The organism is Pseudomonas sp. NPDC089569, from assembly GCF_050280625.1.
Lineage (GTDB): Bacteria > Pseudomonadota > Gammaproteobacteria > Pseudomonadales > Pseudomonadaceae > Aquipseudomonas.
This window is the reverse complement of the sequence record NZ_JBNNVQ010000124.1, coordinates 1-15,864: the sequence shown is the minus strand read 5'-3', so window position 1 is coordinate 15,864 and position 15,864 is coordinate 1. Positions and strand designations below refer to the sequence as shown.

14 protein-coding genes and 1 pseudogene are annotated in these 15,864 nt (G+C 60.0%); 7 read left to right on the top strand and 8 right to left on the bottom strand.

The window, feature by feature from the left end:
- Positions 1-169: 169 nt before the first annotated feature.
- Positions 170-1,657 (bottom strand): helicase HerA-like domain-containing protein, encoded by a 1,488-nt coding sequence (locus tag ACQKP2_RS28590; protein WP_427581505.1) that lies wholly within the window; start codon positions 1,655-1,657, stop codon positions 170-172.
- Between the two features lie 190 nt (positions 1,658-1,847).
- Between ACQKP2_RS28590 and ACQKP2_RS28585 the strand changes: the two are divergent.
- The 5 genes and pseudogenes from ACQKP2_RS28585 to ACQKP2_RS28565 form a co-directional block, all read left to right on the top strand.
- Positions 1,848-2,879 (top strand): annotated as a pseudogene (locus tag ACQKP2_RS28585) (HAMP domain-containing protein); the annotation flags it as partial.
- Between the two features lie 93 nt (positions 2,880-2,972).
- On the top strand, positions 2,973-3,737 hold the full coding sequence (locus ACQKP2_RS28580) for a methyl-accepting chemotaxis protein (RefSeq protein ID WP_427581507.1): 765 nt from the start codon (positions 2,973-2,975) through the stop codon (positions 3,735-3,737).
- Positions 3,738-3,924: 187 nt separating this feature from the next.
- Positions 3,925-5,046: a glycosyltransferase family 4 protein gene (locus ACQKP2_RS28575; protein ID WP_427581503.1), complete on the top strand. Its 1,122-nt coding sequence runs from the start codon at positions 3,925-3,927 to the stop codon at positions 5,044-5,046.
- Entirely contained in the window at positions 5,039-5,815 is a 777-nt protein-coding gene (locus tag ACQKP2_RS28570; RefSeq protein WP_427581501.1) for a DUF2334 domain-containing protein, read from the top strand. The genes ACQKP2_RS28575 and ACQKP2_RS28570 overlap by 8 nt, the downstream gene beginning before the upstream one ends.
- On the top strand, positions 5,812-6,807 hold the full coding sequence (locus ACQKP2_RS28565) for a lysylphosphatidylglycerol synthase transmembrane domain-containing protein (RefSeq protein ID WP_427581499.1): 996 nt from the start codon (positions 5,812-5,814) through the stop codon (positions 6,805-6,807). The genes ACQKP2_RS28570 and ACQKP2_RS28565 overlap by 4 nt, the downstream gene beginning before the upstream one ends.
- Here the strand turns inward: ACQKP2_RS28565 and ACQKP2_RS28560 are convergent.
- Together ACQKP2_RS28560 and purU are read right to left on the bottom strand one after the other, a co-directional pair.
- Positions 6,794-6,970, bottom strand: coding sequence for a hypothetical protein (locus ACQKP2_RS28560; protein WP_427581497.1), 177 nt, complete (start codon positions 6,968-6,970; stop codon positions 6,794-6,796). The two genes, ACQKP2_RS28565 and ACQKP2_RS28560, sit on opposite strands and share 14 nt — an antisense overlap.
- 86 nt (positions 6,971-7,056) lie before the next feature.
- Positions 7,057-7,905, bottom strand: coding sequence for a formyltetrahydrofolate deformylase (gene purU, locus ACQKP2_RS28555; RefSeq protein ID WP_427581495.1), 849 nt, complete (start codon positions 7,903-7,905; stop codon positions 7,057-7,059).
- Positions 7,906-8,242: 337 nt separating this feature from the next.
- Between purU and mvaT the strand changes: the two genes are divergently transcribed.
- Positions 8,243-8,620 (top strand): histone-like nucleoid-structuring protein MvaT, encoded by a 378-nt coding sequence (gene mvaT, locus ACQKP2_RS28550; RefSeq protein WP_427581493.1) that lies wholly within the window; start codon positions 8,243-8,245, stop codon positions 8,618-8,620.
- A 98-nt stretch (positions 8,621-8,718) separates the two neighbouring features.
- On the opposite strand, the gene sbcB is transcribed toward mvaT, so the two are convergent.
- The 3 genes from sbcB to ACQKP2_RS28535 form a co-directional block, all read right to left on the bottom strand.
- Positions 8,719-10,149, bottom strand: a complete 1,431-nt coding sequence (gene sbcB, locus ACQKP2_RS28545) for an exodeoxyribonuclease I (protein WP_427581491.1) — start codon at positions 10,147-10,149, stop codon at positions 8,719-8,721.
- A 197-nt stretch (positions 10,150-10,346) separates the two neighbouring features.
- Entirely contained in the window at positions 10,347-10,706 is a 360-nt protein-coding gene (locus ACQKP2_RS28540) for a PilZ domain-containing protein (protein WP_427581489.1), read from the bottom strand.
- Positions 10,707-10,951: 245 nt separating this feature from the next.
- Positions 10,952-11,335 (bottom strand): tetratricopeptide repeat protein, encoded by a 384-nt coding sequence (locus tag ACQKP2_RS28535; RefSeq protein WP_427581487.1) that lies wholly within the window; start codon positions 11,333-11,335, stop codon positions 10,952-10,954.
- 172 nt (positions 11,336-11,507) lie between these two features.
- On the opposite strand from ACQKP2_RS28535, the gene pyk reads away from it, so the two are divergent.
- Positions 11,508-12,959, top strand: a complete 1,452-nt coding sequence (gene pyk / locus ACQKP2_RS28530; RefSeq protein WP_427581485.1) for a pyruvate kinase — start codon at positions 11,508-11,510, stop codon at positions 12,957-12,959.
- A 144-nt stretch (positions 12,960-13,103) separates the two neighbouring features.
- On the opposite strand, the gene ACQKP2_RS28525 is transcribed toward pyk, so the two are convergent.
- Together ACQKP2_RS28525 and ACQKP2_RS28520 are read right to left on the bottom strand one after the other, a co-directional pair.
- Entirely contained in the window at positions 13,104-14,039 is a 936-nt protein-coding gene (locus tag ACQKP2_RS28525) for an iron-sulfur-binding ferredoxin reductase (RefSeq protein WP_427581483.1), read from the bottom strand.
- Positions 14,032-15,138 carry a GGDEF domain-containing protein gene (locus tag ACQKP2_RS28520; protein WP_427581481.1) on the bottom strand — a complete coding sequence of 369 codons (1,107 nt, stop codon included), beginning with the start codon at positions 15,136-15,138 and terminating at the stop codon, positions 14,032-14,034. Before ACQKP2_RS28520 ends, ACQKP2_RS28525 begins: the two co-directional genes overlap by 8 nt.
- Between the last annotated feature and the right edge of the window lie 726 nt (positions 15,139-15,864).

The window sequence follows — 15,864 nt, the reverse complement described above, 5'->3', positions numbered from 1 at the left end:
CGGCTACCGATCGCCGGTAGCTATGGAGAAATTGGCGGCGTGAAAACCTTAACTGGTGTCCAGAATTACTTGACCAGTTCAGGCTTGCCCGCGAAAAGGCTCTAGAGGACGCCAAAAGCTTCGCGGGCAAGTCGGATCGCCGCACCGCTCGCTCCTACGGTTCACCGATTTATCGGCGTTTGTTGCCGCCCAGCAACGACCCCATCAACCCCCGCACCAGTTGCCGTCCCAACTGATTCGCCGCCTGGCGCATCGCCGACTTCAGCGCCTGCCCCGCAGCCGTACCGAGAAACTCCCCGGCCTGTTCGGTGAAGCTCGGCTCCTGCTGCGCCGGCTTGCCTGGAGCCGCCTGCGCCTCAGGCGCCAGTCCTTTACGCCCCATCAGCACCTCGTATGCCGACTCGCGATCGATCGGTTTGTCATACCGTCCCTGCAGCGGTGACCCGGCAATGAGTGCGGCGCGCTCGGCATCGCTCAGGGGCCCGATTCGCGACTGGGGCGGTGCCACCAGCACCCGCCGGACCATTTCCGGGGTGCCCTTGTCCTGCAAGGTGCCGACCAGCGCTTCGCCGATACCGAGCTCCGTCAACACCGACAAGGCGTCGAACGCGGGGTTGGGCCGGAAACCTTCGGCCACGGCCCGCAGGGACTTCTGCTCCTTGGCGGTAAACGCACGCAAGCCATGCTGAATGCGCAAACCCAGTTGCGCCAACACGTCATCCGGCAGGTCACCCGGCGACTGGGTGACAAAATACACACCCACGCCTTTGGACCGAATCAATCGCACGACTTGTTCCAAACGATCCTGCAAGGCCTTTGGCGTACCGGCGAACAACAGGTGCGCCTCGTCGAAAAACAGTGCCAGCAGCGGTTTGTCCGCATCGCCACGCTCCGGCAATTGCTCGAACAGTTCGGCCAGCAGCCACAACAGGAAGGTTGCATAGACCTTCGGTGCTTCATGCACCAGACGACTGGCATCAAGCAAATGAATGCGCCCGCGCCCATCGGCGGTCGGCTGCAAAATGTCCTGAAGTTGCAGCGCCGGTTCACCGAAAAACGCCTCGGCCCCCTGCTGCTCGAGGGTCGCCAGGCGTCGCAACAGGGCCTGGCTCGAACCTGTGGTCATCAGCGCCACGTCATCGCCCAGCAGTTGCGGGTTGTCCTTGAGGTGATTGAGCAGCGCCTTCAGGTCCTTCAGGTCCAGCAGCAACAGGCCTTCGCGATCCGCCACCTTGAACGCGGCGTACAGCGCCGACTGCTGGCTATCGGTCAGTTCCAGCAGACTGCCCAGCAGCAATGGCCCCATTTCACTCAAGGTCGTGCGCAATGGATGACCGGATTGACCGTGAATGTCCCACAGCGTCACGGGATACGCCGCCGGCTTGTAATTGAGCCATGGCATCGTGGCGATCCGTTCGGCGATCTTGCCCTGAGGGTTGCCGGCGGCGCCCAGACCGCACAGGTCACCTTTGATATCGGCCGCGAACACCGCGACACCCGCATCGCTGAAGGCTTCGGCCATACGTTGCAAGGTGACCGTCTTGCCGGTCCCGGTAGCGCCTGCGATCAAACCGTGACGGTTGGCCAGGCGCATGGCCTGGGCGACCGGCTGTCCCGAGAGGTCGGCGCCGATAACGAGTTGCAATGAGTCAGGCATTTGGTCACCCATTGATTAATCTTTGGCCCCGTGCGGCCGATAGAAACATCTACAAAGCAGACAGACACAATCTGGTAGGACATTTCCCTTAAGGAGCGATGGAAATATCACTTGCTTTCAACCTTGCCCAGTTGCGTTTCCTTTATAAAAGCACGCGATGGGTGTTTAGACCTTAGCGGAACCCCAAGCCATGAACAAAAATCTACGATTCAGCCATAAGATCCTGCTTGCCGCCGCTCTCATTGTCATTGCTGCCTTTGCCTCGTTCACGCTGTACAACGACTATCTGCAGCGCAATGCCATTCGCGAGAACCTGAACAATTACCTGCAGGAAATGGGCAGAGTCACTGCCAACAACATTCAGACGTGGCTGAACGGGCGAAGCCTGCTGATTGAAAACCTGTCGCAATCGGTTGCAATGAATTCCGATGCCGAAAACGTTTCCAGCCTGCTCGTGCAAAAAGCCATCACTTCGACCTTCATGGGCGCCTACCTGGGCAGCAAGGACGGTTCGTTCATCATCCGTCCCGACAGCAAGATGCCCGACGGCTATGACCCTCGTGCACGCCCCTGGTACAAGAGCGCGCAAGGCTCCAGCGGGTCGGCATTGACCGAACCCTATTTGGACCTGGCGTCCGGCCAAATGGTGATTTCCATCGTCAATAGCGTCGTCAAGGACGGCCAGAACGTCGGTGTCGTCGGTGGCGACCTGAGCCTGCAGGTGATTGCCGACAGCCTCAAGGCACTGGATTTCAACGGGATGGGGTATGCCTTCCTGGTCAGCGCCGACGGCAAGATTCTGGTACATCCCGACAAAGCGCTGGCATTGAAGACACTCAAGGATGTCTACCCGCAAGACACACCTGCCATCAGCAGCGACCTGAGTGAAATCCAGGTCGACGGCAATACCCGCATCGTAACCTTTACGCCGATCAAGGGACTTTCCTCGGTCAACTGGTACATCGGTCTGTCCGTGGATAAGGAAAAAGCCTTCTCCATGCTCAGCCAATTCCGCACTTCGGCAGTCGTCGCCACCCTGATTGCCGTCGTCATCATCATTGCTCTGCTGGGCATGCTGATCCGCATCCTGATCCAGCCGCTGCACTTCATGACCCGGGCCATGGCCGATATCGCCGACGGCGAAGGCGATCTGACCAAACGCCTGACCATTGTGAACAACGATGAATTCGGCAGCCTCGGCACGGCGTTCAACCGTTTCGTGGAACGTATTCACGGCTCGATCCGCGAAGTGTCCTCGGCCACCGGTCAAGTCAACGAAGTGGCGCTGCGCGTGGTGGCGGCTTCCAACTCGTCGATGTACAACTCCGACCAGCAGGCCTCGCGCACCAGCAGCGTGGCGGCGGCAATCAACCAGCTCGGCGCCGCGGCCCAGGAAATCGCACGCAATGCGGCCCAGGCATCCAGCCAGGCCAGCAACGCGCGCAGTCTGGCCGTAGACGGGCAGCAAGTGGTGGATCGCAGCATTGTCGCGATGAATCAACTGTCGAACATGCTCAGCGCATCGAGCACCAACATCGAATCGCTCAACAGCAAAACCGTGAACATCGGGCAGATTCTCGAAGTGATTACCAGCATCTCCCAACAAACCAACCTGCTGGCGCTCAATGCTGCCATCGAGGCGGCGCGGGCCGGTGAGGCTGGTCGCGGGTTTGCCGTGGTGGCCGATGAGGTGCGTAACCTTGCGCACCGCACCCAGGAATCGGCGCAACAGGTACAGACCATGATCGAGGAATTGCAGGTCGGTGCCCGCGAGTCCGTGAGCACCATGAGCGACAGCCAGCGTCACAGTCAGGACAGCGTGGAAATCGCCAACCTGGCCGGCGAACGCCTGAGCAGCGTGACCGAGCGTATCGGCGAAATCGACGGCATGAACCAGTCGGTGGCCACGGCAACCGAGGAACAGACGGCCGTGGTGGAGTCGATCAACGTCGACATCACCGAGATCAACACACTGAACCAGGAAGGTGTGGAAAACCTGCAGGCGACACTGCGTGCGTGCTCGGACCTCGAGCAGCAGGCGGCGCGGTTGAAACAGTTGGTGGGTAGCTTCAGGATCTGAGGCGCCTCCGTTCGCGGGCAAGCCTCGCTCCTACAACCGGATCCTGTAGGAGCGAGGCTTGCCCGCGAAGGGGACATCAGCCGCGAAAACAATCTGCCCCTCCCCCGCAAACCCCGCCGCCCGCAAAACCCCGACCGAACATCTATTCTTCATTAAGGTCAACCAAGGAGAACAACGGGCCGGAGGGATGTTCATCGTGCATATCGCTGACATAACCATGTTCTACGCCCCTGCCAGCGGTGGTGTGCGTACCTATCTGGATGCCAAACATCATCGCCTGTGCATAAGACCGGGCATTCGTCACAGTTTGTTGATTCCCGGCGCATTCTTCAGCGAACAGGATGGCGTTTACACCGTACCGGCTCCCGCCTTGCCCTTCGGCAAGGGTTATCGATTCCCCCTGCGCCTGGCCCCCTGGCGAAATGTCCTGCACGATCTGCAACCCGACCTGATCGAAGTCGGCGACCCTTACCTCACTGCCTGGGCAGCCCTGGATGCACGTCGGCAACTGGACGTACCGGTCATCGGCTTCTATCACTCCGACCTGCCGCTGCTGGTCAGCAATCGCATGGGCAACTGGGTGACCCCCAATGTCGAGGCCTACGTCAGCAAACTCTACGGCAACTTCGACCGGGTACTGGCGCCAAGCCGGGTCATGGCGGACAAGCTGGCCGGCCTGGGTGTGCGCAATGTTTTCGTGCAACCCCTGGGCGTCGATTTACACACCTTTCATCCGCGCGCACGCGATCCGGGCCTGCGCGGGGAGTTGGGTCTGGATGAAAACACTCACCTGTTGATTTTCGCCGGCCGTGGCTCGAAGGAAAAAAACCTGCCGGTCCTGCTCGATTGCATGAAATACCTGGGCCGTCGCTATCACCTGCTGCTGGTCGGGTCCTCCATGCCGAGTGCCGTGCCGGATAATGTCACCGTCATCGATGAGTTCCGCCCGGTTGCGCAAGTTGCCCGCCTGATGGCCAGCGCCGACGCTTTGCTGCATGCCGGTGACCAGGAAACCTTCGGCCTGGTGATTCTTGAAGCCATGGCCTGTGGCATCCCGGTAGTGGCCGTGGCGGCCGGGGCTTTCGAGGAAATCATCACCGATCGATGTGGCCTGTTGTGTGCACCCAATGATTCACGGGCCATGGCCGATGCAGTGCAACAGCTGTTCAGCCAGGGCAACACAGCCCTCGGCCGGCAAGCGCGACGGCATGTCGAACGGCATTACGCCTGGGACACCGTGGTCAACAGTTTGCTCGGCCACTATCACGCGGTGCTCGGCAGCCAATGGCCAAGAGCGGCCAATGGTTGAACCCATGAATGCCCCCGGCCTGATGCTGGTGCTGCATGATGTCGCACCGCCAACCTGGGCTGATTACCAGCCTTTTGTCGAAGCCGTAGATGCCCTGGGCAACGTGCCCATGACCTGGCTGGTGGTACCGGACTTTCACGGACACAACGATCTGGCGGCCCACCCGGCGTTTCGCCACCTGCTTGGCAGACGAATTGCCCGTGGCGATGAATTGGTCCTGCATGGCTATTTCCATTGCGATGACCAGCCGATGACAAACCATCCAAGGGACTGGTTCATGCGCCGTATCTATACCCATGAAGGTGAGTTTTACAGCCTGTCCCGTGAGGCCGCGCTCACCCGTCTGCAGGCCGGCATCGATGTATTCCGGCGCAACGACTGGCCGCTGCAGGGTTTCGTCGCGCCGGCCTGGCTGATGAGCGAGGGGACGCGCCAGGCCCTGCGCCAATTGCCCTTGCGCTATACCAGTGATGCGCAGCATCTATATCGCCTGCCGGACTTCACGCAGGTCAATGCCCCCGGACTGGTCTGGAGTGCGCGTAGCGCCTGGCGCCGGGGTTTGTCCAAGCTTGTCAGCGATCGACTCGAACAACGTTGGCGACAGGCGCCAGTCATTCGTCTCGGAATTCACCCGGTAGATATGCGCCACGATTTTTCACGAAATTACTGGCTGACAACGCTCAAGCGCCTGCTTGAGGAAGGCCGGGTACCTTCAACCAAAGCCGCCTGGCTGGCGAGGCAAAGCGAACACAAGGCGTGCGTCGCATGAGCCGCGCAATCCTGTTGTTGATCGGCCTGCTTGCTGCGGTGCTGATTCCCTGGCTATTGGGCGGGAACGAAACCTGGTCGAGATTGAAGGAATTCCCTCTGACCTGGTTGCTGATCATGTTCGGCATGATCCTGATGTGCTGGGTGGTGAATACGATGCGCCTGCGCCTTTTACTCGGGGACCAACGCGACAAGGTCAACCCGGTCCAGAGCCTGGGGGTGGTAATGGCCGCCGAATTCGCCTACTGCGCCACACCCGGTGGCAGCGGCGGCCCCTTGACCATCATGGCGTTGCTGGCGCGCAACGGTGTCCGCCCGGCCAGAGGCAGCGCCGTGTTCGCCATGGATCAGTTGAGCGACCTGTTGTTTTTCCTCTGCGCCTTGAGCGGGATTCTGATTTACGCCCTGTTTCAACACCTCAGCCAGCGCATGGAGTGGCTGCTGGTCGTCAGTGCGATCTCGATATTCGGTGGCCTGGTGGTTTGCGCGCTGGTTGCTCGTTGCCACCGTTTGCTGATTCGCCTGAGTGGCCGACTGCTGTCCCGCCTGAACGTCACCTCCACGACCCGGGTTCGCTGGGCACGAAAACTCCTGCATTTTCTGGCGGCGTTCACCGATACCCTCAAGCTGCCCTTCAAGACGTTGATCACGGTATTCGCGCTGACTTGCCTGCATTGGGCGCTGCGCTACAGCGTGCTGTATCTGGCCTTGCGTGGACTGGGTGCGGATTTGCAGTGGGCCTGGTGTTTCCTGATCCAGATGCTGTCACTGAGTGCAGGGCAATTGAGCCTGCTGCCGGGCGGGGCCGGAGCGGCAGAATTGACATCGGCCGCCCTGCTGGCGCCCATGGTAGGAAAATCCACCGCAGCCGCGGCGATCCTGATCTGGCGGGCGGTGACCTATTACTTTTACCTGGTAGTGGGCGGGCCGGTGTTCCTGCTGATGCTCGGACGCCCACTGCTCAAGAAGCTGATCAGGCTCAAGCAGGCTTAGGCGGCTCGTCGGGCTCTCGCTGCAATTGCTCCCACAGCTCGGCGGCCCCCGGAAACTCGGTGCCATCCTCCGGGCTCATCTCGTCGGGATCGTATCGGCTCAGGCAGCCCTCGCCCAATGTGGCGGGCGCCCTGGAAGTGGCTTTGTCGAGTGGATCGGCCATGGACATATCCTCGGTGCAGAAACGGCGAAGGGCCTGCAGCGATTGAACGCCCAGGCCCCTCGAATTTCAACCCTGCCCTGTTGTGGTCAGAACACCACGGTCTTGTTGCCGTGCACCAGCACCCGATCTTCCAGGTGGTAACGCAGGCCGCGGGCCAGCACCATTTTTTCCACATCGCGACCGAAACGCACCATGTCTTCGATGCTGTCGCTGTGGCTGACACGCACCACGTCCTGCTCGATGATCGGACCGGCGTCCAGCTCTTCGGTCACGTAGTGGCAGGTTGCACCGATCAGCTTCACGCCGCGCATGGAGGCCTGGTGATAAGGCTTGGCGCCCACGAACGACGGCAGGAAGCTGTGGTGGATATTGATGACTTTGTGGGCATATTCACTGCACAGCTCGGGTGGCAGGATCTGCATGTAGCGAGCCAGTACCACCACTTCGGCAGCATGTTGCTTGACCAGGCGCGAGACTTCGGCGAATGCCGGCTCCTTGTCCTGAGGATTGACTGGCACGTGGTAGTACGGAATGCCATGCCATTCGACCATGCTGCGAAGGTCGTCGTGGTTGGAAATCACGCAGGCGATTTCACAGTCCAGTTCATCGCTGTGCCAGCGGTGCAGCAAGTCGGCGAGGCAGTGCGACTCGCGGCTGGCCATCAGCACCACGCGTTTTTTCTGCGCGGTATCGGTGATGCGCCAGTCCATCGAAAACTCTTCGGCAATCGGCGCAAACGCTTCGCGAAAGGCTTCGATACCAAAGGGCAGCGAGTCGGCACGAATCTCGTGACGCATGAAGAACCAGCCACTCTGGTTGTCCGAATGATGGCTCGCTTCAGTGATCCAGCCATTGTGTGACGCCAGAAAGTTACTGACTTTAGCAACGATGCCGACGCGGTCGGGGCAGGAAATCACCAGCCGAAAAGTGCGCATGAGGGGGAAACTCCAGAACTTCGCAAAGGCGGCCATTCTAGCGATTGCGCAGCAAAACTGCAGTATTGATCACCTCGAGCCTTGCCGAAGGTCGCTGAAGGGACCTGCAAATCGCGAGGGCGGCCACACCAGGCGACTGTTATTTGCCATTTACCCGACATGCTTTTGTGAACATTTGTATCGGCGACGGCGAACTATTTAACTACGGTTCGAATGAGTACGAGTTCATCGTAATTAAATTAAATAAAACCCGACCCAATGTTTACTTGATGAAACACCCTGACTATTATTGCCGCACTGTCCCCTGCCATCCCATTTCCTGCATAAGGTAGTAATCATGTCCTTGATCAACGAATATCGTGCCACAGAAGAAGCTATCAAAGAGCTGCAAGCCCGTTTGAAGAACCTGTCCCAGGACGACAAACTGCAAGCCGAACTGGAATTCGAAGGCAAACTGCGCGCTCTGATGGGTGAATACTCCAAGTCCCTGCGTGACATCATCGCCCTGCTGGATCCGGACTCCAAAACCAAGGCGCCACGCGGCGGTGCAGCAAAAACTACCGGCACCAAGCGTGCCCGCAAAGTTAAACAATACAAAAACCCGCACAACGGCGAAGTCATCGAAACCAAAGGTGGCAACCACAAGACTCTGAAAGAGTGGAAAGCCAAGTGGGGCGGTGACGTGGTTGAAGGCTGGGCTACCCTGCTGGGCTAAGCCTCACAGCCTGCCGCCGAAATCGGCGACAAAAAAATAACGCCAGAATTTCGCTGGCGTTTTTTTATGCCCGGAGTTCAGCCGCGGTACTTTCGATTTCAAAGATTCAAACGACTGCGCAATCCCTGAACATATTGCTGCCATTCATTGAGCACCTCCTGTTGAAACGGTGTTGCTGTAAGAGTCAATTGGGCTGCGGTCTCCACAAAACTTTCCAGTGTATTTGGCGCGCCCCACTCCGTGTTCGTAAGACGTTTCCGACAAAATTCTTTCCAGCGTTCTTGCTCTTCAAAACTCAACGTGTCGGGAAAGTTGCGTGCGCGATATCGAAACAATAATTCAGGCAAACGTTCATCATCGAACGGCCATTGTTCTTGTGCCAACTGAATCGGATCAACTGTGCGGACTTGCTCGCACAGCCGCCGATCGCGATCACCGATAAAACCATCGTACAACTGTTGTTCCGGGTCCTCGCTTGCGGAAAATTCCTCGCGGGCGTAAATCCCGGAAACTTTTTCCCGCCAGTTTTCTTGCGTTTCACTTAGCCGCTGCGCGCGCTGCTGATACAGCGCCATATCCAGCCCCAGGCGCTGCTGGTCCTGTGGGCGAAGTACCGACAAGGGTGCAACCACCGGGCATTTATTGATGTGAATGAGCTTGAGCGGCACCGGCAATTGACCTTCGGCCAGCTCATCGCGCCGGGTGTACAAGTGCCGGCGCAAGGTCTCCGTATCCAGATCAAGCAAGCCCTGCGGGTCCAGGTGCAGATCGCAGACAATCAATGCGTTCTTGTTGCGCGGGTGCCATGCCAAAGGCAGCACCACCCCCACATAGTTGCGCGCGGCGGAAAAACGCCCCGACACGTGCACGATCGGTTGCAGCAGTCGAATCTGGTCCAGCACCTTCTGTTTGCTGCGCAGCTGGAACAACCACTCATACAGCTTCGGCTGTTTTTCCCGGATCAAGCGCGCCAGAGCAATGGTGGCGCGAACGTCCGACAGCGCTTCATGTGCATGGCCGTGATCAATGCCGTTAGCCGCGGTCAGGCGTTCGAGCTTGAGTGTCACCTGCCCCTCTTCGCCCGTTGGCCAGACGATGCCGTCAGGCCGCAAGGCGTACGCTGCACGCACCACATCGATCAGGTCCCAACGACTGTTACCGCCCTGCCATTCCCGCGCATAGGGATCGAAAAAGTTGCGGTACAGGCTGTAGCGGGTCATCTCATCGTCAAAGCGCAAGGTGTTGTAGCCAGCACCACAGGTTCCCGGCGCCGCCAGTTGGGCGTGCACCCGGGTCATGAAGTCGGCCTCGCACAAGCCCTGTTCGGACAGGCGGCCAGGGGTAATGCCGGTGATCGTACAGGCCGCAGCATGCGGCAGGATATCGTCGCCGGGCCGGCAATACAGGTTGACCGGTTCGTCTATTTCATTGAGATCGAAGTCCGTGCGCAGTCCGGCCATTTGCAGGGGGCGATCGCAGCGCGGGTTGATGCCCGTCGTTTCATAGTCGTACCAGAAGATGGAGGTCACGGGCTGATCCTGAATTGAAGATCGGCGAAGTCTAGGCGTTCATGTCCCGTGGCGGCCAGTACTCTTGTCATTCCATCATCGCGGCGTCGTTACCGCGTAATACGCAAATGCCGCCTCCCCGCCGAAGCGGCCGACATCGGATAAAGAGGCCATCCCGAACAGGCGCCGAGCCCGCCCGCGAAGCTTTTGAGTACGGATCAGGCCGAAGCCGACAGCGTCTGAAAACTGAAATACTGCTTCAACGCCCTCACCAATTGCCCATACTCCGGTGGCGCCCGTTGCAGGCTGAATCCGGCGTCATAATGGTGAGGGGTTGCATCCTCGTGGCACCACAGGCAACAGGCACGCAGGTCGATGACCTGTTGGCAGCCGTCGCTGGCGGGAATTTTCAAGCGCAAATCGAAGTCCGCGCCGATCATGATCGGCAACTGACTGATCAACATCAGCCCGTCTTCGGAGACATTGCCCAGATAACCAATGGGTTTGTCGGTAATGCTGTTGAATACTTTCAGGAAATACGGCAGTTGATGCCGCTCGATCCGGCGGTCAGTGAACATTGCTGAATTCGCTACGCTAGGCCCTTGAACAGGGCCACACCAATGCTTCGGAACAGGCCTGCCCACTGTGCCAGACAGTCGATGCGGCCCGCTCTCCCCGATCCTGGTGCGACAGTCCCTACATCGCTGCCGCTTACTCCTGCCGATCACAGGTGTTGCGTCGGTCTGGAGACAAGGCTCCCTACCGGTCTATTGGACTATAGCTCACCGCCGCCGGTCGGCCAGCCATTGAATGATGGCCAGCATCAGAACTGAGTCGGGCGCACCGCTGCGGCGCTGCGGGTCGAGTAGTGGCCCAGACTCTGCAAGGTTTCCAGGCGGGCGCGGGCACGGTAGGCATACTCGCTCTGCGGATAGGCGGCGATGATGAATTGATAGGTCTGGGCGGCATCGATAAACATTTTCTGCCGTTCCAGGCACTGACCGCGCATCATCGAGACTTCCGGCCATACATAAGGCCGCGCCCGGCTATCGCGCTCCACCTTGGACAATTCGAGCATGACCTGCTCGCAATTGCCCCGGTCATAAGCGCTGTAGGCGTTATTCAAATGGTGGTTCATCGCCCAACGGGTACAACCCGTGACACTGAGGACGCTGAGGGCAAGGGCGGCAATGGGCACGAATCGCATGGGGGGATCTCCTGTCTTGAACGCTGTATCGACCCGCGGGCGGAAATCTTCAGGCTGCCAGGTACAAAGTTGCCGTGTTCAATAAAGAAAGCAATAAGTAGTGCAAACGAACAATGACTACAACATCGGACCATAGTAGCCTCACTCAGCGCTTGAACTCAGGAGTCTTTGCATGTCCGTCCGTCGTACCAAAATCGTCGCCACCCTAGGCCCGGCCAGTAACTCGCCGGAAGTTCTCGAACAGTTGATCCTGGCTGGCCTGGACGTCGCCCGCCTGAACTTCTCCCACGGCACCCCCGACGAGCACAAGGCTCGCGCGAAACTGGTGCGTGACCTGGCCGCCAAACACGGCCGCTTCGTTGCCCTGCTGGGCGACCTGCAAGGCCCGAAAATCCGTATCGCCAAGTTCGCCAACAAGCGCATCGAACTGAAGATCGGTGATCAATTCACCTTTTCCACCAGCCATCCGCTGACCGAAGGCAACCAGCAAGTGGTCGGCATCGACTACCCGGACCTGGTCAAGGACTGCGGCGTGGGCGACGAGCTGCTGCTCGACGACGGGCGCGTGGTGATGCGCGTCGACACCGCGACCGAAACCGAACTGAACTGCACCGTGACCATCGGCGGCCCGCTGTCGGACCACAAGGGCATCAACCGTCGCGGTGGCGGCCTGACCGCACCGGCCCTGACCGAGAAAGACAAGGCGGACATCAAGCTCGCCGCGGAAATGGACCTGGACTACCTGGCCGTCTCCTTCCCGCGTGACGCCGCCGACATGCAATACGCCCGTCAACTGCGCGACGAGGCCGGCGGCACCGCCTGGCTGGTGGCGAAGATCGAGCGCGCCGAAGCCGTGGCCGACGACGAAACTCTCGACGACCTGATCCAGGCTTCCGACGCGGTCATGGTTGCGCGTGGCGACCTGGGCGTTGAAATCGGCGACGCCGAACTGGTGGGCATCCAGAAGAAAATCATTCTGCACGCGCGCCGCCACAACAAGGCCGTGATCGTGGCGACCCAGATGATGGAGTCGATGATCCAGAATCCGATGCCGACCCGCGCCGAAGTGTCCGACGTGGCCAACGCCGTACTCGACTACACCGACGCCGTCATGCTGTCGGCCGAGTCCGCCGCCGGTGCCTACCCGCTCGAAGCCGTGCAGGCCATGGCCCGCATTTGCATCGGTGCGGAAAAGCACCCGACCAGCAAGACCTCCAGCCACCGCATCGGCAAGACCTTCGAGCGTTGCGACGAAAGCATTGCCCTGGCCACCATGTACACGGCCAACCATTTCCCTGGCGTGAAGGCAATCATTGCACTGACCGAAAGTGGCTACACCCCACTGATCATGTCGCGCATCCGCTCCTCGGTACCGATCTACGCGTTCACGCCGCATCGCGAAGCCCAGGCCCGCGCGGCAATGTTCCGTGGTGTCTACACCATTCCGTTCGACCCGGCTTCGCTGGCACCGAACGAAGTCAGCCAGAAGGCTATCGACGAGCTGGTCAAGCGCGGCGTCGTGGAGAAAGGCGACTGGGTCATCCTGACCAAGGGCGACAGCTACCACACCACCGGCGGCACCAATGGCATGAAGATCCTGCACGTTGGCGATCCGATGGTCTGAGTGACCGACCGCTGAAAAACAAAAGCCCCGCCATGTGAATGGCGGGGCTTTTTGATTTCTGATCCTGGAACGTTGCTTGATCGTTCCCACGCTCCGCGTGGGAATGCCTCAACGGACGCTCCGCGTTCGGCTGGATATCAGCGCTCAACCACGGGGCAGGAACACATCGGCCAGCAGTTGGTTGCGCGGCAGCCCCGCCAGATACAGGCGTCGGGCAAAGGCATCGACGCTATCGGGGGCTCCACAGAGCAAGGCCTGGGTCCGACGGGAAACCAGCCGCAGTTGCGCCAGGGCCACTGGCAGCTGTGCCGCGGTCCACAGCTCGATGTTCAGGTTCGCCCGGCTGGCCGCCATGGCTTGCAGGGGTTTGGCCAGATAATGCTCGCCGACATCATGGGCCAGATGAATGACCCGAATCTCTGCGCTGTGATCCTGGCGCAACGCCTCACGCAACACACCGAACAAAGGTCCGAGTCCGGTACCGGCAGCCATCAGCCATAGCGGCCTGTTGTGCCAGTCCGGGTCGTAATGCAACGCCCCGCCACGCAACTCACCGAGGCGGACCGTATCGCCGATGTTCAGTTGACGGGCCGCATCGCAAAACTGCCCCGGCTGGCGACAATCGAGGTGAAACTCCAGGAATCGATCTTCTTGCGGCAGGCTGGCAAGGGAGTAAGGTCGCGCCACATTGCCGGCCCACAGCACCAGGTGCTGCCCGGCGAGATAGCGCAACGGACGCTGCGGCACCAACCGCAAACGCAAAACACTCGCACTCAACCAGTCGACCGCCGCCACTTGCGCCGGACGACCGTCCTGTTGCGGATCGAAGGTGTGCACTTGCAGGTCCTCGACCACCTGGCACTGACACGCCAGGCGCCAGCCTTGCTGGCGCTGCTCCACACTCAAGGCATCCGGGCGGCTGTCGCTCGGCACGCCCTGCAGGCACTGCACCAGACAGGCATGACAACTGCCCGCACGACAGCTGTAAGGCACTGGCACGCCGTTCTGATTCAACGCATCGAGCAAATTGCTGCCCGCCGTCACCGTCCACCGGCGATCACCCACACGCAGTTCAGGCATCGACGTTTTCCCAGGCCGCCGCACAACGATTGCGCCCGTCACGCTTGGCGCGATACAGCGCCTGATCGGCTCGCTGCAAGGCATCGTCCAGGTCATCGCCCGGTTGCAGCAGGGTCATGCCGGCGGACAAGCTGAGGTTACGGACATTCAGACCGATCAATTCGACATCGGTGAAGGCGATGCGCAATCGCTCACAACACAAGGTCAGGCTGTCGGCATCGCAATCGGGCAGCAACACCACGAATTCCTCGCCGCCGTAGCGGGCCAGCACGTCACCGTCGCGCAGACAAGCGGTGGCCACACCGGCGAAGGCTTGCAGCACTTGATCGCCGGCGGCATGACCGTGCAGGTCATTGATGCGCTTGAAGTGGTCGAGGTCGATCAGCGCCAGGCCATGCTCGACCCCGTCCTCCATGGCATTGAGCTCGCGGGAGGCCAGGCGCAGGAAATGCCGGCGATTGAACAACCCGGTCAATTCGTCAGTGGCGACCAGGTCTTCGAGTTGGCGCATCATCCCGCGCAGCGTGTCCTGGTGCGCCTGCAAGGCAAAGCGTCGCTGGCGCATGCGATGTCGCGACGCCTGGACATAACCGGCATAGAGCACCAGCCAGACCAGCACGATCAACAGCACGCACACCTGCAAGGCGGCCAGTGCCGGATCAGGCAATCGCAGGTGATAGCCTTCCCACAAGTTGATCGCGCTGAAACTGAAAAACACCAGCAAGGCACAACGCAAGAAGGCACGACGGGACAGATGGAACAACCCGAAGAGCAGGATCAGTACATAAAAAACCAGAAATGCCCCACGCGCATCGCCCAGATGCGCAATGAGCCAGCTTTGCCAGCACAGCCCCAGCAACACCTGGACTTCAGTCAGGCTGGGGTCGGCAAAGCGCAGGTTGCAGCCGCTATAGAACACCGTGAACAGCGCCGCCTGGCTGATGACCACCAGCGAACTGCCAACGGCCACGCCCGCCAGCGACTCCTGAAAGTGACCGGTGAAAAATGCCAGCCAAAGCAACAGCAGTGCCAGGGCATAGGTGCTGGCCGCGAGGGCAAAACGCTTGAGTAAAAGTCGCTGGATGGCGTTATGGGTCAATCGTTGACTCACCGAATGAAAGGAGACTGGAGAGCGTCCTACTCTACAGGCCAAATGTCACTTTAGTGGCGCGGCCGAAAAATCACCATCAAATTCATTCCCCCCCCTGTAGGAGCCAGGCTTGCCGGCGAACGCGTCTTCAATGGTGCCGCATGACCTGAGGCCGCCTTCGCGGGCAAGCCTCGCTCCTACAGGCAAGCGCGTTTTCAATGGCGACGCATGACGCAAGGCCGCCCTCGTCGTAGGAGCCAGGCTTGCCGGCGAACGCGATTTCAATGGCGCCGCAAGACCTGAGGCCGCCTTCGCGGGCAAGCCTCGCTCCTACAGGCGAACGCGTTTTCAATGGCGACGCATGACCTGAGGCCGCCTTCGCGGGCAAGCCTCGCTCCTACAGGCAAACGCGTTTTCAATGGCGCCGCATGACGCAAGGCCGCCTTCGCCGGCAAGTCGAATCGCCGCACCGCTGGCTCCTGCGGATTTGTGGCTGGGACCCGCGGTGCGGAAAATCGCGATATGCGACCAACGATTGACTACCGGCGCGTGTGCCGTGGGGCGAGGCACGGTATACTGCCGCGCCTTTTTAGCGTCGCGCCAGCATGCCCGGCGTGCCTTGAAAGGTGCTTGCAACCGACCGATGCACCCAAGCTGCAAGCACCTTATTGAATGTTCCCGTCTTTTAGAGGAGCGCGACTCATGACCGTGATCAAGCAAGACGACCTGATTCAG